Origin of the sequence: Rheinheimera faecalis, from assembly GCF_021290965.1 — a bacterium.
In the GTDB taxonomy this organism is placed as follows: domain Bacteria; phylum Pseudomonadota; class Gammaproteobacteria; order Enterobacterales; family Alteromonadaceae; genus Pararheinheimera; species Pararheinheimera faecalis.
The window spans coordinates 265194-283566 of sequence record NZ_JAJOYT010000001.1 but is presented as its reverse complement, the minus strand read 5'-3'; the positions used below and the strand labels follow the sequence as shown (position 1 = coordinate 283566).

Annotated in this window: 17 protein-coding genes; 2 read left to right on the top strand and 15 right to left on the bottom strand. The window is 46.6% G+C overall.

Features of this window, described 5'->3' with window-relative positions; genetic code table 11:
* Nucleotides 1-29: 29 nt before the first annotated feature.
* Together LSG34_RS01305 and LSG34_RS01300 are read right to left on the bottom strand one after the other, a co-directional pair.
* Entirely contained in the window at nt 30-320 is a 291-nt protein-coding gene (locus LSG34_RS01305) for a high-potential iron-sulfur protein (RefSeq protein ID WP_233007021.1), read from the bottom strand.
* Between the two features lie 164 nt (nt 321-484).
* Nucleotides 485-1249: a substrate-binding periplasmic protein gene (locus LSG34_RS01300; protein ID WP_233007020.1), complete on the bottom strand. Its 765-nt coding sequence runs from the start codon at nt 1247-1249 to the stop codon at nt 485-487.
* Nucleotides 1250-1436: 187 nt separating this feature from the next.
* Between LSG34_RS01300 and mltA the strand changes: the two genes are divergently transcribed.
* On the top strand, nt 1437-2555 hold the full coding sequence (gene mltA, locus LSG34_RS01295; RefSeq protein ID WP_233007019.1) for a murein transglycosylase A: 1119 nt from the start codon (nt 1437-1439) through the stop codon (nt 2553-2555).
* 105 nt (nt 2556-2660) lie between these two features.
* On the opposite strand, the gene LSG34_RS01290 is transcribed toward mltA, so the two are convergent.
* The 3 genes from LSG34_RS01290 to LSG34_RS01280 all read right to left on the bottom strand — a co-directional run bounded on the left by LSG34_RS01290 (nt 2661) and on the right by LSG34_RS01280 (nt 5092).
* Nucleotides 2661-3674 carry an alpha/beta hydrolase gene (locus tag LSG34_RS01290; protein ID WP_233007018.1) on the bottom strand — a complete coding sequence of 338 codons (1014 nt, stop codon included), beginning with the start codon at nt 3672-3674 and terminating at the stop codon, nt 2661-2663.
* Between the two features lie 123 nt (nt 3675-3797).
* Complete coding sequence (locus LSG34_RS01285) at nt 3798-4217, bottom strand: organic hydroperoxide resistance protein (RefSeq protein WP_233007017.1); 420 nt, start codon at nt 4215-4217, stop codon at nt 3798-3800.
* Between the two features lie 395 nt (nt 4218-4612).
* Nucleotides 4613-5092: a MarR family winged helix-turn-helix transcriptional regulator gene (locus tag LSG34_RS01280; RefSeq protein WP_233007016.1), complete on the bottom strand. Its 480-nt coding sequence runs from the start codon at nt 5090-5092 to the stop codon at nt 4613-4615.
* Nucleotides 5093-5439: 347 nt separating this feature from the next.
* Here LSG34_RS01280 and LSG34_RS01275 point away from each other — a divergent pair, with 347 nt between their 5' ends.
* Nucleotides 5440-5958, top strand: a complete 519-nt coding sequence (locus LSG34_RS01275) for an acyloxyacyl hydrolase (RefSeq protein WP_233007015.1) — start codon at nt 5440-5442, stop codon at nt 5956-5958.
* Between the two features lie 21 nt (nt 5959-5979).
* On the opposite strand, the gene LSG34_RS01270 is transcribed toward LSG34_RS01275, so the two are convergent.
* The 10 genes from LSG34_RS01270 to LSG34_RS01225 all read right to left on the bottom strand — a co-directional run bounded on the left by LSG34_RS01270 (nt 5980) and on the right by LSG34_RS01225 (nt 18202).
* Nucleotides 5980-7116 carry a DUF418 domain-containing protein gene (locus LSG34_RS01270; protein ID WP_233007014.1) on the bottom strand — a complete coding sequence of 379 codons (1137 nt, stop codon included), beginning with the start codon at nt 7114-7116 and terminating at the stop codon, nt 5980-5982.
* Nucleotides 7117-7131: 15 nt separating this feature from the next.
* Nucleotides 7132-8757: a methyl-accepting chemotaxis protein gene (locus LSG34_RS01265; protein ID WP_233007013.1), complete on the bottom strand. Its 1626-nt coding sequence runs from the start codon at nt 8755-8757 to the stop codon at nt 7132-7134.
* 109 nt (nt 8758-8866) lie between these two features.
* Nucleotides 8867-9724 carry an aminotransferase class IV gene (locus tag LSG34_RS01260; RefSeq protein WP_233007012.1) on the bottom strand — a complete coding sequence of 286 codons (858 nt, stop codon included), beginning with the start codon at nt 9722-9724 and terminating at the stop codon, nt 8867-8869.
* On the bottom strand, nt 9721-10587 hold the full coding sequence (locus LSG34_RS01255) for a glutamate cyclase domain-containing protein (protein WP_233007011.1): 867 nt from the start codon (nt 10585-10587) through the stop codon (nt 9721-9723). The genes LSG34_RS01260 and LSG34_RS01255 overlap by 4 nt, the downstream gene beginning before the upstream one ends.
* Complete coding sequence (locus tag LSG34_RS01250; protein WP_233007010.1) at nt 10587-11531, bottom strand: 5-oxoprolinase subunit C family protein; 945 nt, start codon at nt 11529-11531, stop codon at nt 10587-10589. The genes LSG34_RS01255 and LSG34_RS01250 overlap by 1 nt, the downstream gene beginning before the upstream one ends.
* Nucleotides 11531-12232: a 5-oxoprolinase subunit B family protein gene (locus LSG34_RS01245; RefSeq protein ID WP_233007009.1), complete on the bottom strand. Its 702-nt coding sequence runs from the start codon at nt 12230-12232 to the stop codon at nt 11531-11533. Before LSG34_RS01245 ends, LSG34_RS01250 begins: the two co-directional genes overlap by 1 nt.
* Nucleotides 12229-12984, bottom strand: coding sequence for a 5-oxoprolinase subunit PxpA (locus LSG34_RS01240; protein ID WP_233007008.1), 756 nt, complete (start codon nt 12982-12984; stop codon nt 12229-12231). The genes LSG34_RS01245 and LSG34_RS01240 overlap by 4 nt, the downstream gene beginning before the upstream one ends.
* Nucleotides 12984-13766 carry a putative hydro-lyase gene (locus LSG34_RS01235; RefSeq protein ID WP_233007007.1) on the bottom strand — a complete coding sequence of 261 codons (783 nt, stop codon included), beginning with the start codon at nt 13764-13766 and terminating at the stop codon, nt 12984-12986. Before LSG34_RS01235 ends, LSG34_RS01240 begins: the two co-directional genes overlap by 1 nt.
* Nucleotides 13767-13933: 167 nt before the next feature.
* Nucleotides 13934-17056 (bottom strand): efflux RND transporter permease subunit, encoded by a 3123-nt coding sequence (locus LSG34_RS01230; protein ID WP_233007006.1) that lies wholly within the window; start codon nt 17054-17056, stop codon nt 13934-13936.
* Nucleotides 17057-17059: 3 nt separating this feature from the next.
* Entirely contained in the window at nt 17060-18202 is a 1143-nt protein-coding gene (locus LSG34_RS01225; RefSeq protein ID WP_233007005.1) for an efflux RND transporter periplasmic adaptor subunit, read from the bottom strand.
* Nucleotides 18203-18373 lie beyond the last annotated feature (171 nt).

The following is an 18373-nucleotide window of genomic DNA, read 5'->3' as shown; positions in this document are numbered from 1 at the left end:
AGGTTTTGCATTGCAATCGCAGGCTAAACTCAGGCTTTTTTCGCCCAGGCTGCACACCAGCCATCGGCACTGACCAGTTTGCCTGGGAAGATATTACAACCCCGTAAGGCGTCGCCGTCTTTGCCTTGCACCTGCATACAATTGGCACAGTTCGCCCCTGCCACAGTGGATTTATCTACATACTTCATCGCCACAGCCATAGGATCATCAGCTTTCACCTGCTCCTGAGCTAAAGCCTGTAAAGCTGTACCACCTAAAGTGATACCAACCAAAGTAGAAGCTGATAGTTTTAAAAAATTACGTCTGTCTAAATTTCCCATCTTGTTACTCCGTTATTGTCGTTGTTGTATCAAGGTGTTCTGCCCCTTGATAAATAACCCTACGGAGTATGGACGAAATAAGACTAATCGTAATTGATCTAAAGCAGCCTTTAGAAAGAATCATCCGGCAAGTTCAGCAGACACTAGTGTAGTAAGTGACAGACTCAGGATTTGGTGACGTAGAACTTCAGCCACTGCGCTATGATTCCTTGCTGACGTTGCTCAGCCAGGTACTGATTAAAAGCAACCAGCTTAGGTTTCCAGCGCGGATGAAAAGCAACAGTAAGACCGACAGGGCTAAAGCCTTTAGCTGAGCGATAAAGTTGCTGATCAGGGAAATGGTGATGCAACAACCAGTTCGCGACATGCTCATTCATAAAAGCAAAATCACAACGACCATTGAGTAACATTTTCAGCTGGGTCATTTCGCTGGAAGAGTCGACTCTTGCAGTTTCGTTGGTCTGAAAAAAAGGAGTTAAGGCCTCGTAGACATAATACTGGCGGGTGCAAATCGCTTTGCCTTTCACCCATTCCGCTAATTGGCCTTGTGCCGCCATCGGCTGGCGGGCAAATAAATAGTCCTGATGCTCAAGTAATGGTTCGGAGAACAGCAGTTGGTCAGGATGTTGTGTCCACTCTTTGGCCAACAGGATAGCGTCAACTTCTCCCTGGTAGAGCCTGTGCTCGGCGCGGGTTCTGTTGTCTGCGACATACTGCACACGAATATTTTGTTGCTGAAAAAAGTCCTGCAATACTTCGGGCACAAGCCCTACTATTTTTTGCGTTTCTTCGTCCTGATACATATAAGGCGGCACTTGCGGGTAATACAGCACAAATTTCAGATCGGCACTTTTAGGCTCTGCTTGTACCGCAGTGGCCCAGCTCAACAAAGCCAGTAGCATCACAAGCTGTACTTTCCATAGTTTCATTGGGTTACCTGCTAAACCAGATCAGAAGCTGTCTGCCTATAAAGCTGATAATACAAGCATTAGCGTTTTTATCAAATAGTTGTTTTTACACCACATCAACCGAAAAATTCCCGGACAGCTGTTGTCAGTCCGACCGCTGTGGCATAGAGTGCCGCCACAGTCTGTTATTTTTGAATCTTATCTGCTTATGAAACAACATCTTTTATGGCTTGGCATTGTCAGCCTGCTTTTATCTGCCTGTAGTCAAACGTCTGGCATTCATCAGTCTAATCAGTTTGAGAACAATGGGCTGGATAAAAAAGCCAAAGCATTCAGTGGTACCTATCAGTTACAACAAGGTGCTGCATTAAAAGCTCAGTGGCTGACGCCGGAGTTGTTAGCCGGTCTTGAAGAACAACTCAAGTACCTGAACAAAAAGTCGGTAGTACAACTGCATAACTTGCCGGGTTTAACCGTCAGTAAAAGCCAGTTACAACAGAGCATTCACGACTTACAGCACTGGGCAGAGCAACCCGCAGCTGAAGGAGGCAAAGCTTTTGCGCTGCACCAGCTCGCAGGCGAAGATGGTAAAGGTAATGTGCAGTTTACCGGCTATTATGTGCCAGTGTTTAAAGTACGGACCACAGCTGATGCAGAGTACAAATACCCTATTTATCGTAAGCCTGCAGGGGTAACAAATTACCCAAGCCGCGAACAAATTGACTTCGAACAGGCACTGGCGGGTCAAGGACTGGAGCTGTTTTACAGCAACAGCCTGGTCGATAATTTTTTTATGCAGGTTCAAGGCTCAGGTGTAGTGGAAGATGAATATGGCCAGCAGCATTTATTAAGTTATGGTGGTGGTAACGGTCATTCGTACCGCAGTTTAGGCAAAGTCTTGATTGAAATGGGCGAATACACAGCCGACACCATTTCCGCCTCAGCCATTAAAGAATGGCTGGCCAAGCATCCGGACAGACAACGTGAACTGATGAGCCGCAACCCCAGTTATACCTTTTTCTCGCCAGGTTTAGATAAACCTGTAGGTGCAGCCAATGTGCCTTTAACTCCGTTGCACTCCATTGCCGTTGACCCGGCTTTTATTCCTTTAGGTTCAGTGTTACTGGCACAAGTGCCGTTATTGGATGATAAAGGTGAATTAACAGGACATGAGTTCAGATTAATGCTGGCTCAGGATAAAGGCGCAGCTATTAAAACTCCTGGCCGGATTGATGTCTATCAAGGCATTGGGGATGAAGCTCAGCAGCGCAGCGATAGTTTGCGTCACTACGGCAAAATCTGGCTGATTTTGCCTAAGAGTCAATAACTCTGATCCAAAGTGCAGACCTTTAAGGCCGCCGATTTGAACACGGTAAAAATAAAGGTCAGAGCCGGGGCTTTGACCTTTTTCGTTATGCTGAACTGACAGTTATTAGTTCAGGTGTTTTTTCAGTGCCTGACCTGCCTGGTCCATAGCGGCTTGTGTACCTGGTACATCAGCCAGTACATTCAGTAAACCGAAGTCGTGGATCATGCCGTTGTAGCGTACTGAAGTGACTGTCACACCAGCAGCATCCAGTTTGTAACCGTAAGCTTCGCCTTCATCACGCAGTACATCTAAGCCCGCAGTCTGAATTAAAGTTGGCGGTAAACCTTTTAACTGCTCTGTGGTTGCACGCAGTGGTGAGGCATAAATCTCGTTACGCTCTGCTGGATTCGTAGTGTAGTTATCCCAGAACCACTGCATCATGTTTTTGGTCAGGAAGTAGCCGTCTGCAAACTGGTTGTACGACGTATTCTCAAAGTTCGCATCAGTCACAGGCCATAACAGCAACTGGAATTTCAGTTTAGGAGTACCAGCTTCTTTGGCTTTTAACGCGACTACTGCCGCCATATTGCCACCGACACTGTTACCGGCAACCGCTAAACGTGAACTGTCGATATTGAGCTCTTTACCATGCTCAGCCACCCATTTGGTTGCAGCATAAGCCTGATTAATAGCTGTTGGGTATTTGGCTTCTGGTGATGGCGTGTAATCGACATACACAGCAGCTGCACCAGAGCGGCTGACTAAATCACGGATTAAACGCTCGTGGGTTGGGAAATCGCCTAATACCCAGCCACCACCGTGGAAGAACATAAAGGCTGGTAACACGCCTTTGCTGCCAGCAGGACGAACCACCACCAGTTTTAATGGTTTGCCATCAATCGTAATGGTTTTTTCACTGACATCAGCAGCGGGTAATTTGGCACCGGCCTGAGCGCCAGTTAAGACAGCGCGTGCATCTTTAGGCGACAGTTGCTCTAAAGGTTTGCCACCGCCCTGAGCCAGAGCATTTAAAAAGCTCTGAGTTTGTTGTTCGACACCAGGACCACCAGCGGCGAATGCACTGTTGATACCTAACGCTATCACTGTTAAACCTACAATTTTACGAAATGTGTTCATCATCATTCTCCACTGGCCTCTTGGCCTTTGTTTAGGGGCGACAGCAGTGTATTTTTTAAACACCACTGTCGCTATTATCTAAAGGTTTAGTCTGGTTATCTGAAGGTATGGCGCCGTATAGCCTTAGTTCAAAACCACTAAACGAACGTCTATATTGCCGCGAGTTGCGTTTGAATAAGGACATACCTGGTGAGCTTTAGTCACTAAGTCCTGTGCTACTTCCAGGCTTACACCTGGCAGGCTGATTTGCAGTTCGATATCCAGACCAAAACCACCTGGGATTTGACCGATACCCACTTCAGCTGTAATTTTTGCATCGTTACCAATCAGCACTTTTTGCTGTGAAGCGACATATTTAATGGCACCTAAGAAACAAGCTGAGTAACCGGCAGCAAATAACTGCTCAGGGTTAGTGGCTGCACCACCAGCGCCACCTAATTCTTTAGGAGTGCTTAATTTCACATCCAATACGCCGTCTGAAGACACTGAACGACCGTCACGACCTGAAGTTGAAGTTGCGACTGCTTTGTAAAGTACTTGCATGATGTATTCCTCTGTTAAGTTTATTTAGCTGCGATATGTATTATCGCGATAACTATATAATTTAAAAAAATGGGTGAACTCACCCGGTTTTACTTCGTTTACTGCCAGTCCTTAGGACCTAATCTGTACTGCTTAAGAACTCTTTACGTCTTGTCTTTCACACGCTTTGCTAGGTTCTGTATCCGGCCGTTTTAGTGCTGTTGAACCAGCTGTTCGACCCGACTTGTGACTATATTATTGCGACAACTATTATTTCGCAAGTTTAATTTCCACTTATTTTGCAGATATTTTTTATGTGATTGTTTTTTAATGATTTAAAGTTAACACTCAATGAAATCAACAGCATTAAAAAAGGGCCGTTAAGGCCCTTTTTTAATGCTGAAGTCTACTATGGTTTAGAGTTTCTTACTTAACTGCGATCGTAACTGCACTAATTCCTGGCGTAATGCATGGATCTCAGGCTCTGCCATGCCACAACTCAAACCTATAGTCTGGTTCACCTGAACCGCTTGCTCACGCATAGCCCACCCTGCTTTGGTTAAACGAATTTCCAGAGTGCGTTCGTTGTGTGGATTGCGGGTTCGGATCAATAACCCCATAGCTTCCATTCGCTTAATCACAGGAGTTAAAGCACCAGAGTCTATTTGCAGCTGCTCGCCCACGTCTTTTAACGCCAGACCATCGTTTTGCCACAAAATCAGCATAATCAGATACTGCGGATAGGTCAGACTCAGCTTATCCAGTAAAGGCTTGTAGACTTTGGTCATCGCCAAAGAGGTGGAGTACAAAGCAAAACACAGCTGCTGGTCCAGATGTAAAGCTTTCAGGCTTTTTGGATCCAAAGTCGTAGTGGTCTGGTCTGAAGAATTCGCCATGTTGAAATTGCCTGCCTTTAAACTAAGAAACCGCAAGGTTAATCAGCATGCAGACAAAGGTCAACTTCTTATCCGCTTTTCCCCCGCAATCGTTGTTTTTCCTTCTTGTTTTTATTTGTCATAAATTTTTTATAGTGCGCTCTTGATATCTGTTTTTTCATCACAACTTATGTACCGACTGTTACATAATGCATATTTATTAACCACTCCAGCGTTCTGATTTTATGCGACCTAAAAAATCAAACTAGTGAGGATCAGGTAATAGCTATGAAGTTTTAGGTATTTATCCACTGTGACGCCAAGAGTAAAACAGGCAAAACATCAGGGTGGAGTAAGGCGGATTATCAATGAAAAAATTTCTACTGGTACTTAGTATTATGCTGCTGAGCCTGCAGGCTCATGCTCAGGTTGTGGCTATGGATTTGGTTAAAGGTGAAGGTGATGTGCTGGGCTTAAGGCTGGGTTACAGGCCAGTGGAGTGGCACTTAGCCGAATTACCGGTTTTAGGGGATGCCCAGCTTTATATGGAAGTCAGCGCAAATCTGTGGCGTTACGGCGAGGATCCTGAATATGAAAGTAACCTCGCTGTCGCTTTATCTCCTGTTTTAATGAAGCAATTCACCACTTTGTACAACAGAGCTTTGTATTGGGAATTTGGTATAGGTTTTAGTTTGTTAAACAAACAACGTTTTGCTGGTAAAGATTTGGGCTCTCATTATCAATTTGAAGACCGCATAGGCTTGATTTGGCAGCTGCACAGCAAAGCTCAGCTGGCTTTACGTTATATGCATTACTCCAATGCAGGTTTGCAAAAACCTAACCCAGGACTGGATTTTATTGCCTTATCCTACGCATATCGGTTCTGAAACCCCATTAGACCTGTAGTTTTACGCCGCTGTATCCTGCGCTCTGCGCTCCAGTTTCAGACTGAGCCAACGATACAGCTGCTCAAACCACCATAACTGGCCGGCCTTGTAAAAATAGTGCACGCACAGTAATTGCAGCGTGATCAAGATGAAAGCAATAGTCGTCAGAGATGGCCGGTCCAACAGACCAAACAACTCCGGATACACCCAGCGAAACAGCAGCACCATGGTCACTGACTGCCAGAGATACAAAGATAAAGAACAACGGCCACAACGCCTGAGCAGTTCCAAAAACGCAGGGAATAAAGGAATAACAAAGATAAATAACCGGATGTAAATCAGGGCAAAACACAGATCGGAGATCATGTGCAGAGGATGCAGCGTCGGATCTGTGGCCGCAAATCCAGTCCAGAGCATAGGCAGTAAACCGCAGCCAAAAGCAATCAGCAGCAAAGTAACAAAATGATTTTTTAATAGCTGTTGCCAGTCCGATTGGATAGCCCAAATCGCAAGTAACATCATGCCGCCAAACCACCAGTAACTGATAAAAAGCAAATCAAGCGCAACTAAACCCACATACTTGAGTTGATGCCATACCTGGTCACTATAAGGGCCCGTATACAAGGCAATTAGCTTTGCAGTATCTGCCGGCTCTTCTGTTTGTCCGGATGGAAGCAGCCATACCAAAGTAGGTAAAACCAAACCTGCCGTCAGATAGTGTTTGGCATATCGCAATTGATGTTCTGGTGTCCAGTGCTGCACTCGTTGCCACAAAAGCCCGGATGCCACTGAGGCATACATCAGCAAAACATCACCAGACCAAACAAAAACACAATGGCAAAACCCGATCAATAACAAAGCTGACATTCTGGCTTTAAGTTTCGTCTCTGCCCCATGGCTTTGCTGCCACAACAGATACAAACTGGCACCAAATAGCAGCGTCAGCAGACTAATCAACTTGCCATGGATCAACAGCTCATACAGCTGATGCTGCAGCTGTGACAACAACGACATAGAGTCTGAGAGTCCGGCTTGCTCAGAGACTTCCAGCGGATAGCCAAAAGCAAAAATATTGACCAATAGAATCATCAGTACAGCCACACCACGCAGCGCATCCATCTGATGCACTCGTGGTGTAGTCTGGGGTAAAGCATCCATGCTCACGACCTGTAGTTATACTTTAAAGCGGGTAACCAGAGCATTTAAATCCACAGCTAAACGGGATAACTCATGAGCCGAAGCGCTGGTCTGATTGGCTCCTGCTGCAGTTTGTGCGGCTAAATCGCTGATATTAACAATATTTCGGTCAATTTCACGTGCCACTTTGGCTTGCTCTTCAGCAGCACTTGCAATCACCAGATTACTGTCGCTGATTTTATTAATACGCTGAGTAATGATGGTTAAGGCTTCTCCAGCGGCCTGAGCCACTGTTAACGCATAACCTGCTTTATCGCTGCTATGTTTCATTGCACTGACCGCATCCCCTGTACCGCTGCGAATTTTGGCAATCATTTCTTCAATTTCACGGGTCGAGGTTTGAGTACGATGTGCTAAAGCCCGGACTTCATCTGCAACCACAGCAAAACCCCGGCCTGCATCCCCTGCCCGCGCTGCTTCAATGGCGGCATTCAGTGCAAGTAAGTTAGTTTGTTCGGCAATAGCACGGATCACATCCAACACCTTGCCTATATCTTGCGATTGCACAGCTAATCCCTGGATAAGCTCTGATGTCACCGCCACATCCTGATTCATATCACGGATCGCTTTTACAGTCTCATCGACCTGTTGTTGGCCCTGAACTGCCATTTTCGCCGATTCAGTTGATTGCTCAGAAGTTTGAACTGCGGTTTGCGCTACTTCATCCACAGCAGAGCTCATTTCAGTAATAGCAGTGGCGGCCTGTTGAATTTCATCATTTTGTTGTTGCAAGCCACGGGATGAGTCTTCAGTAACAGAGTTCAGCTCTTCAGCAGCGGATGCCAGTTGATCCGAGGAATTAGAAATATGGCTCATTGCATCACGCAGGTTTTGCTGCATTTTTTGCAACGCTGCCATCAAACGGCTGGCCTCATCATCACCACTGACAGCGATTTTTTGTGTTAAATCCCCCGCAGCTACAGTTTCGGCGACACTGACTGCGTCAGTCATAGGGACTGTAATACTGCGAGTCATCCACAATGCGATAAAAATACTGACAGCTATGCCTACTACAATAGCAACCACCACCAGAATTTTACTGAGTTCATAATTTTCAGCTGACAGATCCGTCTGTTGTTTGGAGAAGTCGCGGTTAAGCAGAGCCAACTGCACCAGAGCCTTGGTCATTTTATCGGAATGACCTGTTAACTCTTCATTACTGATCCGGGTAGCTTCAGCTTTATTTCCCGCATCCAAAGCTTGTAATAAACGACTTTGACCTGCCAAATAATCCTGCTGAGCAGCAACAAATTGCTGGTAAACAGCCCTCTCTCCATCAATAGAAATCAGTTTTTCATACTTTTGTTGATAGTCGGTGACCTCTGTCCGTACCTTAGCCAACGCGGCCTGATAATCAGTTTTTTGTGTATCGGTTTCGGCCAACATCAGACGAAAGGTAAAGATCCGCACCCTCATCATGTTTAAATTCAATGCCGCGAGGCTGTCCAGCGTAGGAATTGTGTTGTCTTCAATTTCCGCTGATACAGCACGCATTTGCGCCATATTCATCAACGCCATACTGCCTTGCAACACCACCAACAATCCCAATACCGCAAAACCAGCCAATAAGCGGGCCCCAATTTTATAATTCCTTAATAACATAGCTATCCCTTCCCTATTTATGTGATTTTTATAGTTCGCACTTTGTTTCAACCTAAAAGCATAGGCGACAAATTTTAGAAAAACTTAACATTTTACATATAATTAGCTGTTAATAATTGTATTTGTACTGGCCAAATAATTGTTGCGCCTGCAGCCAGACAGTGCCGGGTTTTGCATTGCCAATAGTTTGTCCATCCACTTCAATCACAGCCGCTACTTCTTTACTCGAACTGGTCAGCCAGACTTCATCGGCGGCCAGCACCTCGTTTTTACTGACAGCACGCTCTTCCACTTTCAGCGCACTGTGCTGACGTAAGATGCTGAGCAGCAGTTGGCGGGTAACACCGGGCAGAACTTTATGGCTTAAAGGCGGAGTGACCACCACAGCGCCTTTGACAATAAACACATTAGTCGAGCTGCCCTCGGTTAAAAACTCTTGCTCGTCGAACAAAATACACTCGTTTAAACCCAAAGCTGCAGCTTGCTGGTGATGCATCACATTGCCAAGCAAGGCTGTGGATTTAATATGGCAGCGCTGCCAGCGTAAATCTGTGGCTGTGATCACTTTATAACGAGGCGCAGTGTCCATATTTGCATCAGGTTCTTCTGCAATCTCGAAACAATAGGCAAAAATAGTCGGCGGAATATCTTTTGGATAAGCATGCGCTCTTTTGGTATCAGTGCCACGGCTAACATGCAGATAAATGCCCAGATTACCCGCACCGTTTTGCATCATCAACTGCTGTACCAGTTCCCGCCAATCTGGTTCTGTCAAAGCACAGCGGATGTCCAGCGCAGCTAAACCTTGTTGTAGTCTTTTGATATGAGCCGCAAAACCAACACAACGTCCGCCATAGGATGGGATCACTTCATAAATACCATCGCCAAATAAAAAGCCTCTGTCCATAGGCGAAATTTTAGCCTCTGATGCAGGCATAAATTGTCCGTTTAAATACACCACACTCATGGTTTTTCCTGTAAGTTTTTATTTTTAAAACAAAGTTGCTGTAAATCTCTAATCAACTGCATTGCATGTTCGGGCGGCAAACTGTCTTCTGTGATGCTGGCAAGGCCAGTGACACCATCCACACAACCCCGCTCAACTAAATACTGTAAAAGTTCAGCGGGCTGGCAATCGATCAACCAGCCGCAATTTGTTTCAGCATCTTTTAGCTTGGACACCAAAGCCAGTAAGCCATAGGCAGCCCAGTTTGATACATCAGCCAGCAATAACTCGTCGCAGCATGTCACACTAGGTGTAATAGCCAGCTGTGACACAGCTTCATTGAGATTTCCCATCCCTATTTCATTGCCACCATCACCTATGGCAATGGTAGGGCAAGAAGCTTGCTGGAAAAACACATCAAAATTGGCACAACGCGCTGAAATATCTAAGCCACGCATATTGTAATAGCGACCATCAGCCGCCAAACCTGGTCTTTCTATAGAAATAATTAATTGTGGGCTAAGCTGCTGCAACGAATGACGGGCAAATTCTGCAGCGTCATCCGTGTTAACGGGCAATTGCAGGCAAGCATAATCTTCTTTTAGTACGGAAAATAGCGGTTCGCCACAAGCCAGCATCGCAGTAGCCCCGAGCTTTTCAACAAGTTGATACAGAATAATGGCACCAACAGGGCCATCGGTTTCAAAACTATCACCAACCGGAAAACCTGTGCCTATCAGCACCAGACCTTTAGAGTCTTTGATTAATCTTGCAGCCCGCAAGTAACTGCCCGATTTTAAATGAACTAACAACCTTGCCATGCCACGCAGGTTTTGTCGCACCAGCATCTGTTCTATTGCAATGCTCAGCTTAAGTAAATCCATTAGCACAGACTCCGGAAATCCATCGACAGTTCAGCCCAATAGCGATGTTGTTCTTGTTGATGTGCCTCAAGCTGTTCCAGCTCTATTTTATAAAAACGGATCTGCTGGCCTTGCTGACGCTGAGCTAAAGCTGCTGCATGACGTGCCAGTACTACGCCGGGCTTGGGGTAACCACCTAAAGTTTGCCTGTCGTTCAAAAGCACTATTGGCAGGCCATCAGGTGGCAGTTGCACGGCGCCATAACTGATGCCTTCGGACAATAAAGCCCGGCTTTGGTACAACAACGGCTCCCCCTGCAGGCGATAGCCCATACGGTCATACAAAGCAGATACCTGATAATCAGTGCTGCAAAGCTGTTGCCATTGCGATTCGTCAAACCAATGCTGTTGATAGCCTGGTATTAAACCAAGCTCCAGCGGGTTAGAAAATTCAGGCCAATACTTTTCCGGTAAAGCCCAAAGCAGAGGCCTATAGGTGGAAGCTGCAGGTAAAAACTGGCCTTGTTGTAGCGCAGCCCCAGCAATACCACCGACTTTTTCGCGTAGCACAGTGCTATTGCTACCAAAATCTTTTGCTAGCTTAAAGCCACCAGCTACCGCAAGATAACAACGCAGGCCGGATTTGGCAAAACCTAATTCAATCACATCGTCTTTTTTGATGCGATGACTTTGCCATAAGGTTTTGGGCTGCCCATTGATTGTCAAAGGCATCTGCGTCCCTGTGACACAAAACACAGTGTCCGTTAAGGCCAGCAAGCTCAGCCCCCCCACAGAAACCTCTATCTGGCAGCTGGGGTTTTGGTTTTGCAACAATAAATCGGCGATACGATAGCTGACATAATCAGCGGGCCCACCTTGAGTTAAGCCTAAATGCGCATAACCAACACGGCCCTGATCTTGTAACGTCGACAGCACTCCGGCTTTTAGCACGACAAAAACAGACATCAGCATAGCTCCCGCGGCAACTGACCACCTAAAGCCAAAAACTCCTCCCGGTTTATCGACTGAAAACGCACCCGATCGCCCACAACAAAAGGCATCAGTGTTTCTGCTGTTCCGGTATTTTCTGGTTTAAATAAGGGCGTTGGGCATAAACCCAAAATATTCCAGCCACCGGGCGACTCTGCCGGATACACAGCTGTTTGTCGGTCAGCAATAGCAACAGCACCTTTGGGCACTTTAGCCCTTGGGCTTTTTAAACGTGGTGTGGCAAGGCGTGCGTCCAATTCACTCAAATACGCAAAACCCGGTGCAAAACCTATCGCATAAACCCGGTATTCCATAGCCTGATGCAGTTCAATCACTTCTGCCGTGGTTAAACCTGCCCTTTTAGCTACCAGATCTAAGTCCCAGGCATTGTGGTAGTACACAGGCAATAGCACTAACTGCCCTTGCTGTTCTGACACTGTGGCGCTTAATGTCAGTTGCTGCTCTAACAAAGCCTTAATGGCCAACACACCTTGATGCGCAGGTTTTAATACAATCAGCAAGGACGCATAAGAAGGCAATAATTCCTGCAGCTGCTCACCAAGTAACAGACGGATTTGCTGCTGCAACTGCTGGAGTTGATTGAGGTTCTTACCGGAGATCTCCGCAGGCAGATACAAGATCAGGCCATTTTCACCAGCCAGTTCCAGTTGGATCATGACTGTTCCAGCAACTGACGAATAGACTGCACCAAAGCAACGGCCGCTGGATTATCGCCATGCACACATAAAGTGTCGGCTTGAATAACCACCCTATCGCCTGTATCACTTTGCACAGTGCCGTTTTGCAGCAACTGCTGCACTTGCACTAATGCAGCCTGATGATCCAGCACACTTCCCATCTGGCTACGAGGTGTTAAAGAGCCATCGCTTTTATAGCGCCGGTCGGCAAAAGCTTCAAATAACAACTCCAACTGATACCGCTGCGCCAATACTTTGTGCTGCGCTGCGAAACCAGTAGCCAACAACATCAGCTTTAAAGGCTTATGGTAACTGGCCACTGCCTGCATCACAGTTTCAAGCAAAGCCGGGGTTGCCATCATATCGTTATACAAAGCGCCATGGGGTTTGACGTAACTCAGTTCCAGTCCAAGGCTTTTTGCCACCCCATCCACTGCTGCTATCTGATACCAAAGCAAATGCTTGAGCTCATCTGCAGTCATTTTTACGGAGCGACGGCCAAAACCCTGTTTATCGTCATAACTGGGGTGCGCGCCTATTTCCACCTGATGTTTTTTCGCCAGAGTTAAAGTATTCACCAGCACAGTTGGATCGCCGGCATGAAAACCACAGGCGATATTGGCCTGATCAATCAAAGGCATCACCTCTGCATCCAGCCCCATTTGCCATGCGCCAAAACTTTCGCCTAAGTCGCAATTAAGTTTGATCACGGAATTGATTAAAGGCTTCATTAAAAACTCGCTAAAGAAGAATTCAGCAAATCGGTCACCAGCATATGACCGGGGCTGTGCGTGATACAAAAATCAGGCTTGGCTTGCTTCATCACAGCTTGAGGCGTGACACCACAAGCCCAGAATACTGGTACTTCGCCAGGTTGGATACTCACTGCCTCGCCATAATCCGGTGATCGGATATCAGAAATGCCAATATCTTGCGGGTTACCAAAATGTACAGGCGCACCATGCACTGCAGGAAAACGACTACAAACTTGAATAGCGCGTATCGCATCAACGGGTTTCATTGGTCTCATACTAACCACCATAGAACCAGAAAAACGGCCTGCGCTGACGCATGGCAAATCAGTGTTATACATAGGGACGTTTTTGCCTTCACTGATATGACGAATTTCCAGCCCGGCAGCCACTAAGGCTTCTTCAAAGGAAAAAGAGCAACCAATCAGGAAACTGACCAAATCATCCCGCCATAAAGCGCGGATATCCGGAACTTCATCCACCAACTCACCTTGCTTAAACACACGGTAGGCAGGTAAGTCAGTTCGAAGATCAATATCCTGACCTAGTTCAGGCAGTAAAAACTGTCCGGGTTCAGTCACAGCCACTAAAGGACAAGCTTTGGGGTTGCGCTGACAAAACAGCAAAAATTCGGCCGCCCAACTTTGCGGTAAAATCGCCATATTGCACTGCACATAACCAGGCACCAAACCGCTGGTCTGGTTGTTAAACTGGCCGGCTCTTATCTGCGCCCGTAACTGGTAAGGGGTGAGCTTGTCCATACTGAATACTTAAAAATAGTGGCATAAAGTCATACTAGCGGATTTAACAGTCTTTCCCAACTCTCTGTGATAAAAGCACAATTTGCTTCGTTGAATAGAAGAGTCTCAACTTTTATCAGCCAAAAAAAAGAGCACCGAAGTGCTCTTTTGTGTTTAATCCATATGACTTAGTTAGAGGTCAGCGGCACATCATAACCCGTAGGCGCTGGTTTTCTGTTACGGTTAAATCTGGCTTTCACTTTACGTTTAAAGGTCTCCAGACTGTCGTAGAAAGTTGGCACCACCAACAAGGTCAGTACAGTCGAGGTGAGTACACCACCTATGACTGAAATCCCCAGAGGTTTGTAGAAGGCTGCGCCTTCACCAATGCCAATAGCCACAGGTAACATACCAGCCACCAAAGCAAAAGTGGTCATCAGGATAGGACGTAAACGCTCACGGCCAGCAGCAATTAATGCTTCTTCCAGCCCTAAACCTTCACTTTCTTTTTTACGGGCACAGTCAATCAGCAAAATGCCGTTTTTCACTACTATACCCATCAGCATCACAACCCCAATTAAACTCATCAGGTTTAAGGTTGCGCCTGCAACAAGCAAGGACAACACCACACCAATTAAGGATAACGGCAAGGACATCATAATGGAGACCGGTGCCAGGAAGCTGTGGAACTGCACCACTAAAATCAGATACATCAACATCACGGCCAAACCCAGTGCGCCAAAGATGCTACCAAAAACTTCTTCCTGATCACGGCTTTGACCACCAGACACCACGTCATAACCAGGTGGGAATGGAATGGTTTTCAGCAGTTTTTTCGCATCAGAGTCCACTTCACCGAAGCTGCGCCCCTGAACGTTGGCGCTGACCGCCATCATACTTTCACGGTCTAAGTGTTCTATCACTGCAGGACCTTTGCCTATAGTCACAGTGGCCACCTGCTCCAGTGGGATCATAGCGCCTGTCATGCTAGATAACAGGGGTAAACGTTCCAGATCCTGTACTGTCATACGCTCTTCCGGTTTAATACGGACATAGACGTTACGGGTTTCCCCTGTTGGATCTATCCAGTCACCTATCTCAGCACCAGCAAAAGCCAGACGTAAAGCATTAGCGGCATCGCCCATAGACAAGCCCAGGCTTGAAGCTAAACCACGGTTAAACTCAATTTGTAACTCTGGTTTTGGATCCTGAGCCGACAAACCAACGTCCACAGCGCCAGGCACAGTTTTAAGTTTCTCAACAAAATCCAGCACTAAACCTTCCAGCACCCGACTATCCGGGCCACGGAACTGAATTTGTAGCGCCTTGCCATCACCACCGCCGTTTAAGTCAGCGGACACTGTGTATTCAGCACCCACCAGCTGTTTTATTTTGGCGCGCAATTCTGCGGCAATCTCACGTGAGTTACGGTCGCGTTCATACTCTTTTTTCAGCCGGACAAAAATCTGTGCCCGGGTGATATTGCCCTGAGTACCTACCGTAGTTTGGGTATACAACTGTTCCGGCAACTGGCGGGCAATAGCAGCAGCCTGCTCAGCTTTAATGCTGGTGTATTCAATACTGGCTTCTGAAGGCGCACGCACCGAGATAATCACTCCGCCATCATCGGTTTCTGGCAGAAAACCAGAACCACCATGAGCACCTTGCAGATAAATAGCACCGAAAAATGAACCAAAAGCCAGCAGCCACATCGACTTGCGGTGCTTCAGTGCCCAGCCAATCACCCTGGAGTAGCGCTCTGCCTGATGATCAAACCAGATATTAAACTTCTGCAGTACTTTACCTAGTCCACGGCGTTTAGCGTGTTTATCGTGGTCCGGGTCGTGCCAGTAGGCAGACATCATCGGATCCAGCGTAAAGGAGATAAACAAAGATACCAACACAGAACAAGCCACAGTTAAGCCAAAAGGTTTAAACCACTGACCGGTAATACCGTCCAGAAAAGCGATAGGAATAAACACTGCCACAATAGACATAGTGGTCGCGATAACAGCCATACCAATTTCACGTGTACCGTCGCGGGCCGCCGTCATATTGTCTTTGCCCATTTCCATATGACGCACTATGTTTTCCCGCACTACTATCGCATCGTCAATCAAAATACCTATGGCCAATGACAAGCCCAGCAACGACATAAAGTTCAGCGTAAAACCGCAAGCCCAGACTGCGATAAAAGACGCCAGTACAGAAGTGGGTAAAGCTAATGACGTAATTAAAGTTGAACGCCAGGAGTTCAGAAACACGAAGACGGTAATAATAGTCAGCAAGGCACCCATGGATAAAGCTTCAGTGACGTTGCGCATACTGGCCGCTACGTCTTCACCCGAATCACGTACCACCACTAATTCAAAATCAGCAGGTAAGGTTTTCTTTAGCTGTTCAATTTTCGCTTTGATATCGTCTGTGACGCTGATGGTAGAAGCGTCACGGGCCTTAATCACGTCAATACCTAAAGAAGGCACGCCGTTAAAAATGGATAAACGACGCTGCTCTGCTGCACCATCCACCACTTCAGCCACTTGCTCTAAACGAATGGCCTGATCGCCATTACGTTTAACCACCATTTGTTCAAATTCACGCACATCACGTAGACGGCCCTGAATACGAATACCCTGCTCTTCCATGCCATTGACAACACGGCCTACAGGAGCTGCAATATTCTGCGCACGTAAGGCGTTGACCACATCCATAGCTGAAATGTTGGCTTCACGCATCGCATTGGAGTTTAAGAACACTGTCATTTCGCGCTCTTTTTCACCCTCCAGATTCACCAGAGCCACACCAGGCACAGCACGAATTTCACGGGCTATCTGATGTTCAGCAAGTTGCGACAACTCTATTGGATCCATGGATTTAGACGACAAAGCCAAAGACATAATAGGGAAAGCATTGGGGTCTTCACGGCGAAGGAATGGTTCTTTCATTTCAGTGGGTAGTTTGTCACGTACCACAGCCACTGCATCACGCATTTCCTGTGAGGCTTCAATCAGGTCTTTATCAAACTCAAAAATCGCCACTATGACAGCATTAGAATCACGGGCATAAGAACGTAGTTCTCTCATACCTGTGATAGTCGCCATCGAATCTTCGACTCTGTTCAGTATTTCCCGTTCCACTGTTTCGGGCGAGGCTCCTGGGTATGGAATAGTCATCACCAGCACAGGAGGCTGTACATCGGGGAATTGGTTAGTTTTCAAATTGGTCATCGCAAAATAACCAAAAATCATCATGGCAAGCGTAATAGCCACCACCACCATAGGGCGTTTGATACTAAAATCAGATAAAAACATGGCTTAGTTTCCTGCGCTGGCTTTGGCTGCGGTTTGATCCGGCGTATCAGAAGCTGCTACTGCCAATTCAGCTTTACCACCATCGGTCAAAGCCCCTTGTGGATGACGTAAAATCTGCGCGCCTGAAGTGACACCAGACAACACCTCTTGAGTGCCCCACCTTTCGTCTTTACTGCCTAATTCCACTTCAGTCTTTTTCAGCTCATTATTAGCAAATTGCCAGACAAAGTTTTTATCACCTTCACGGATAAGGGCAGATTCAGGCACCATCAGCGCATTGCTGTTTTGCGCTTCAACATGACCTTCAGCATACAACCCCGCCACCAGAGACTGCTCTTTTAAGTCCATGCTCACTAACAATTGAACCTGACGGGTGCTTTCATTGGCCAATGGGTTAATACGCTCTACTGTGCCGGTAAAAAACTGACCGCTGTAGCCATTGACCTTAAAAGTCACTTTATTGCCGACTTTCACCTGACCGACACGATCAGCAGCCACATAACCTTCAAAACGAATACTGGCAGGGTCAATCAGTACCATCAGGCCCTTGCCAATCTGAGCTGTATCACCGGCTGACACTTTGCGGGTAGCCACTACACCGGAAAACGGTGCTTTGACATCAGTTTTTTCCATCTGCTGACGGGCTTCAACTAAACGGGCGCGGGCTGAAGCTAAATCAGACTGGGCCTGATTGGCTTTATTTTCAGCAGCTTCCAGTCCTTCCTGAGTGACTAAGCTTTGTTTAGATAAAGACTGCATACGCTTGAGTTGACGATTGGACTGCTCCAGTGTGACCACAGCTGAACGTTCAGCTTCCTGGGCGGACAATAATTTGTCTCGGTAGGTGGTTTGATCCAGCTTCACCAGCACATCACCAGCTTTAACTGCATCACCATTGTCTTTTAACACCTGCATGACGATACCGGACACTTCTGCATTCAGTTCGGCTTTCACCACTGGCTGTAATGAGCCCGAAATCACAGGGCCTCTGGCCAGGGAGCTTTCAGATAAAGTGAGCAAATCCTGCGACACCAATTGTAATGGTTTGACACTTTCTTCCTGCACTTTAGCCACTTCAGGCTTGGAGCAAGCCGTTAAGGTAGTGGCAATACACAAGGCAATGAGAGTTAGTTTTATAGTTTTCATGGTCCAGACCCATCCGGTAGTTCAAGCAAGCATAGATACTTTTTTATTAACGCCACTATAAAACAGTCAGAAGTTTCAGTCCTGCTAAAAGGGTAACAAGTTGTAACGGCCAAAAAGCAAAAAACAGATCAATCACTTAGATCTGATTTTAGCGCCAACACAGCGGAGGAA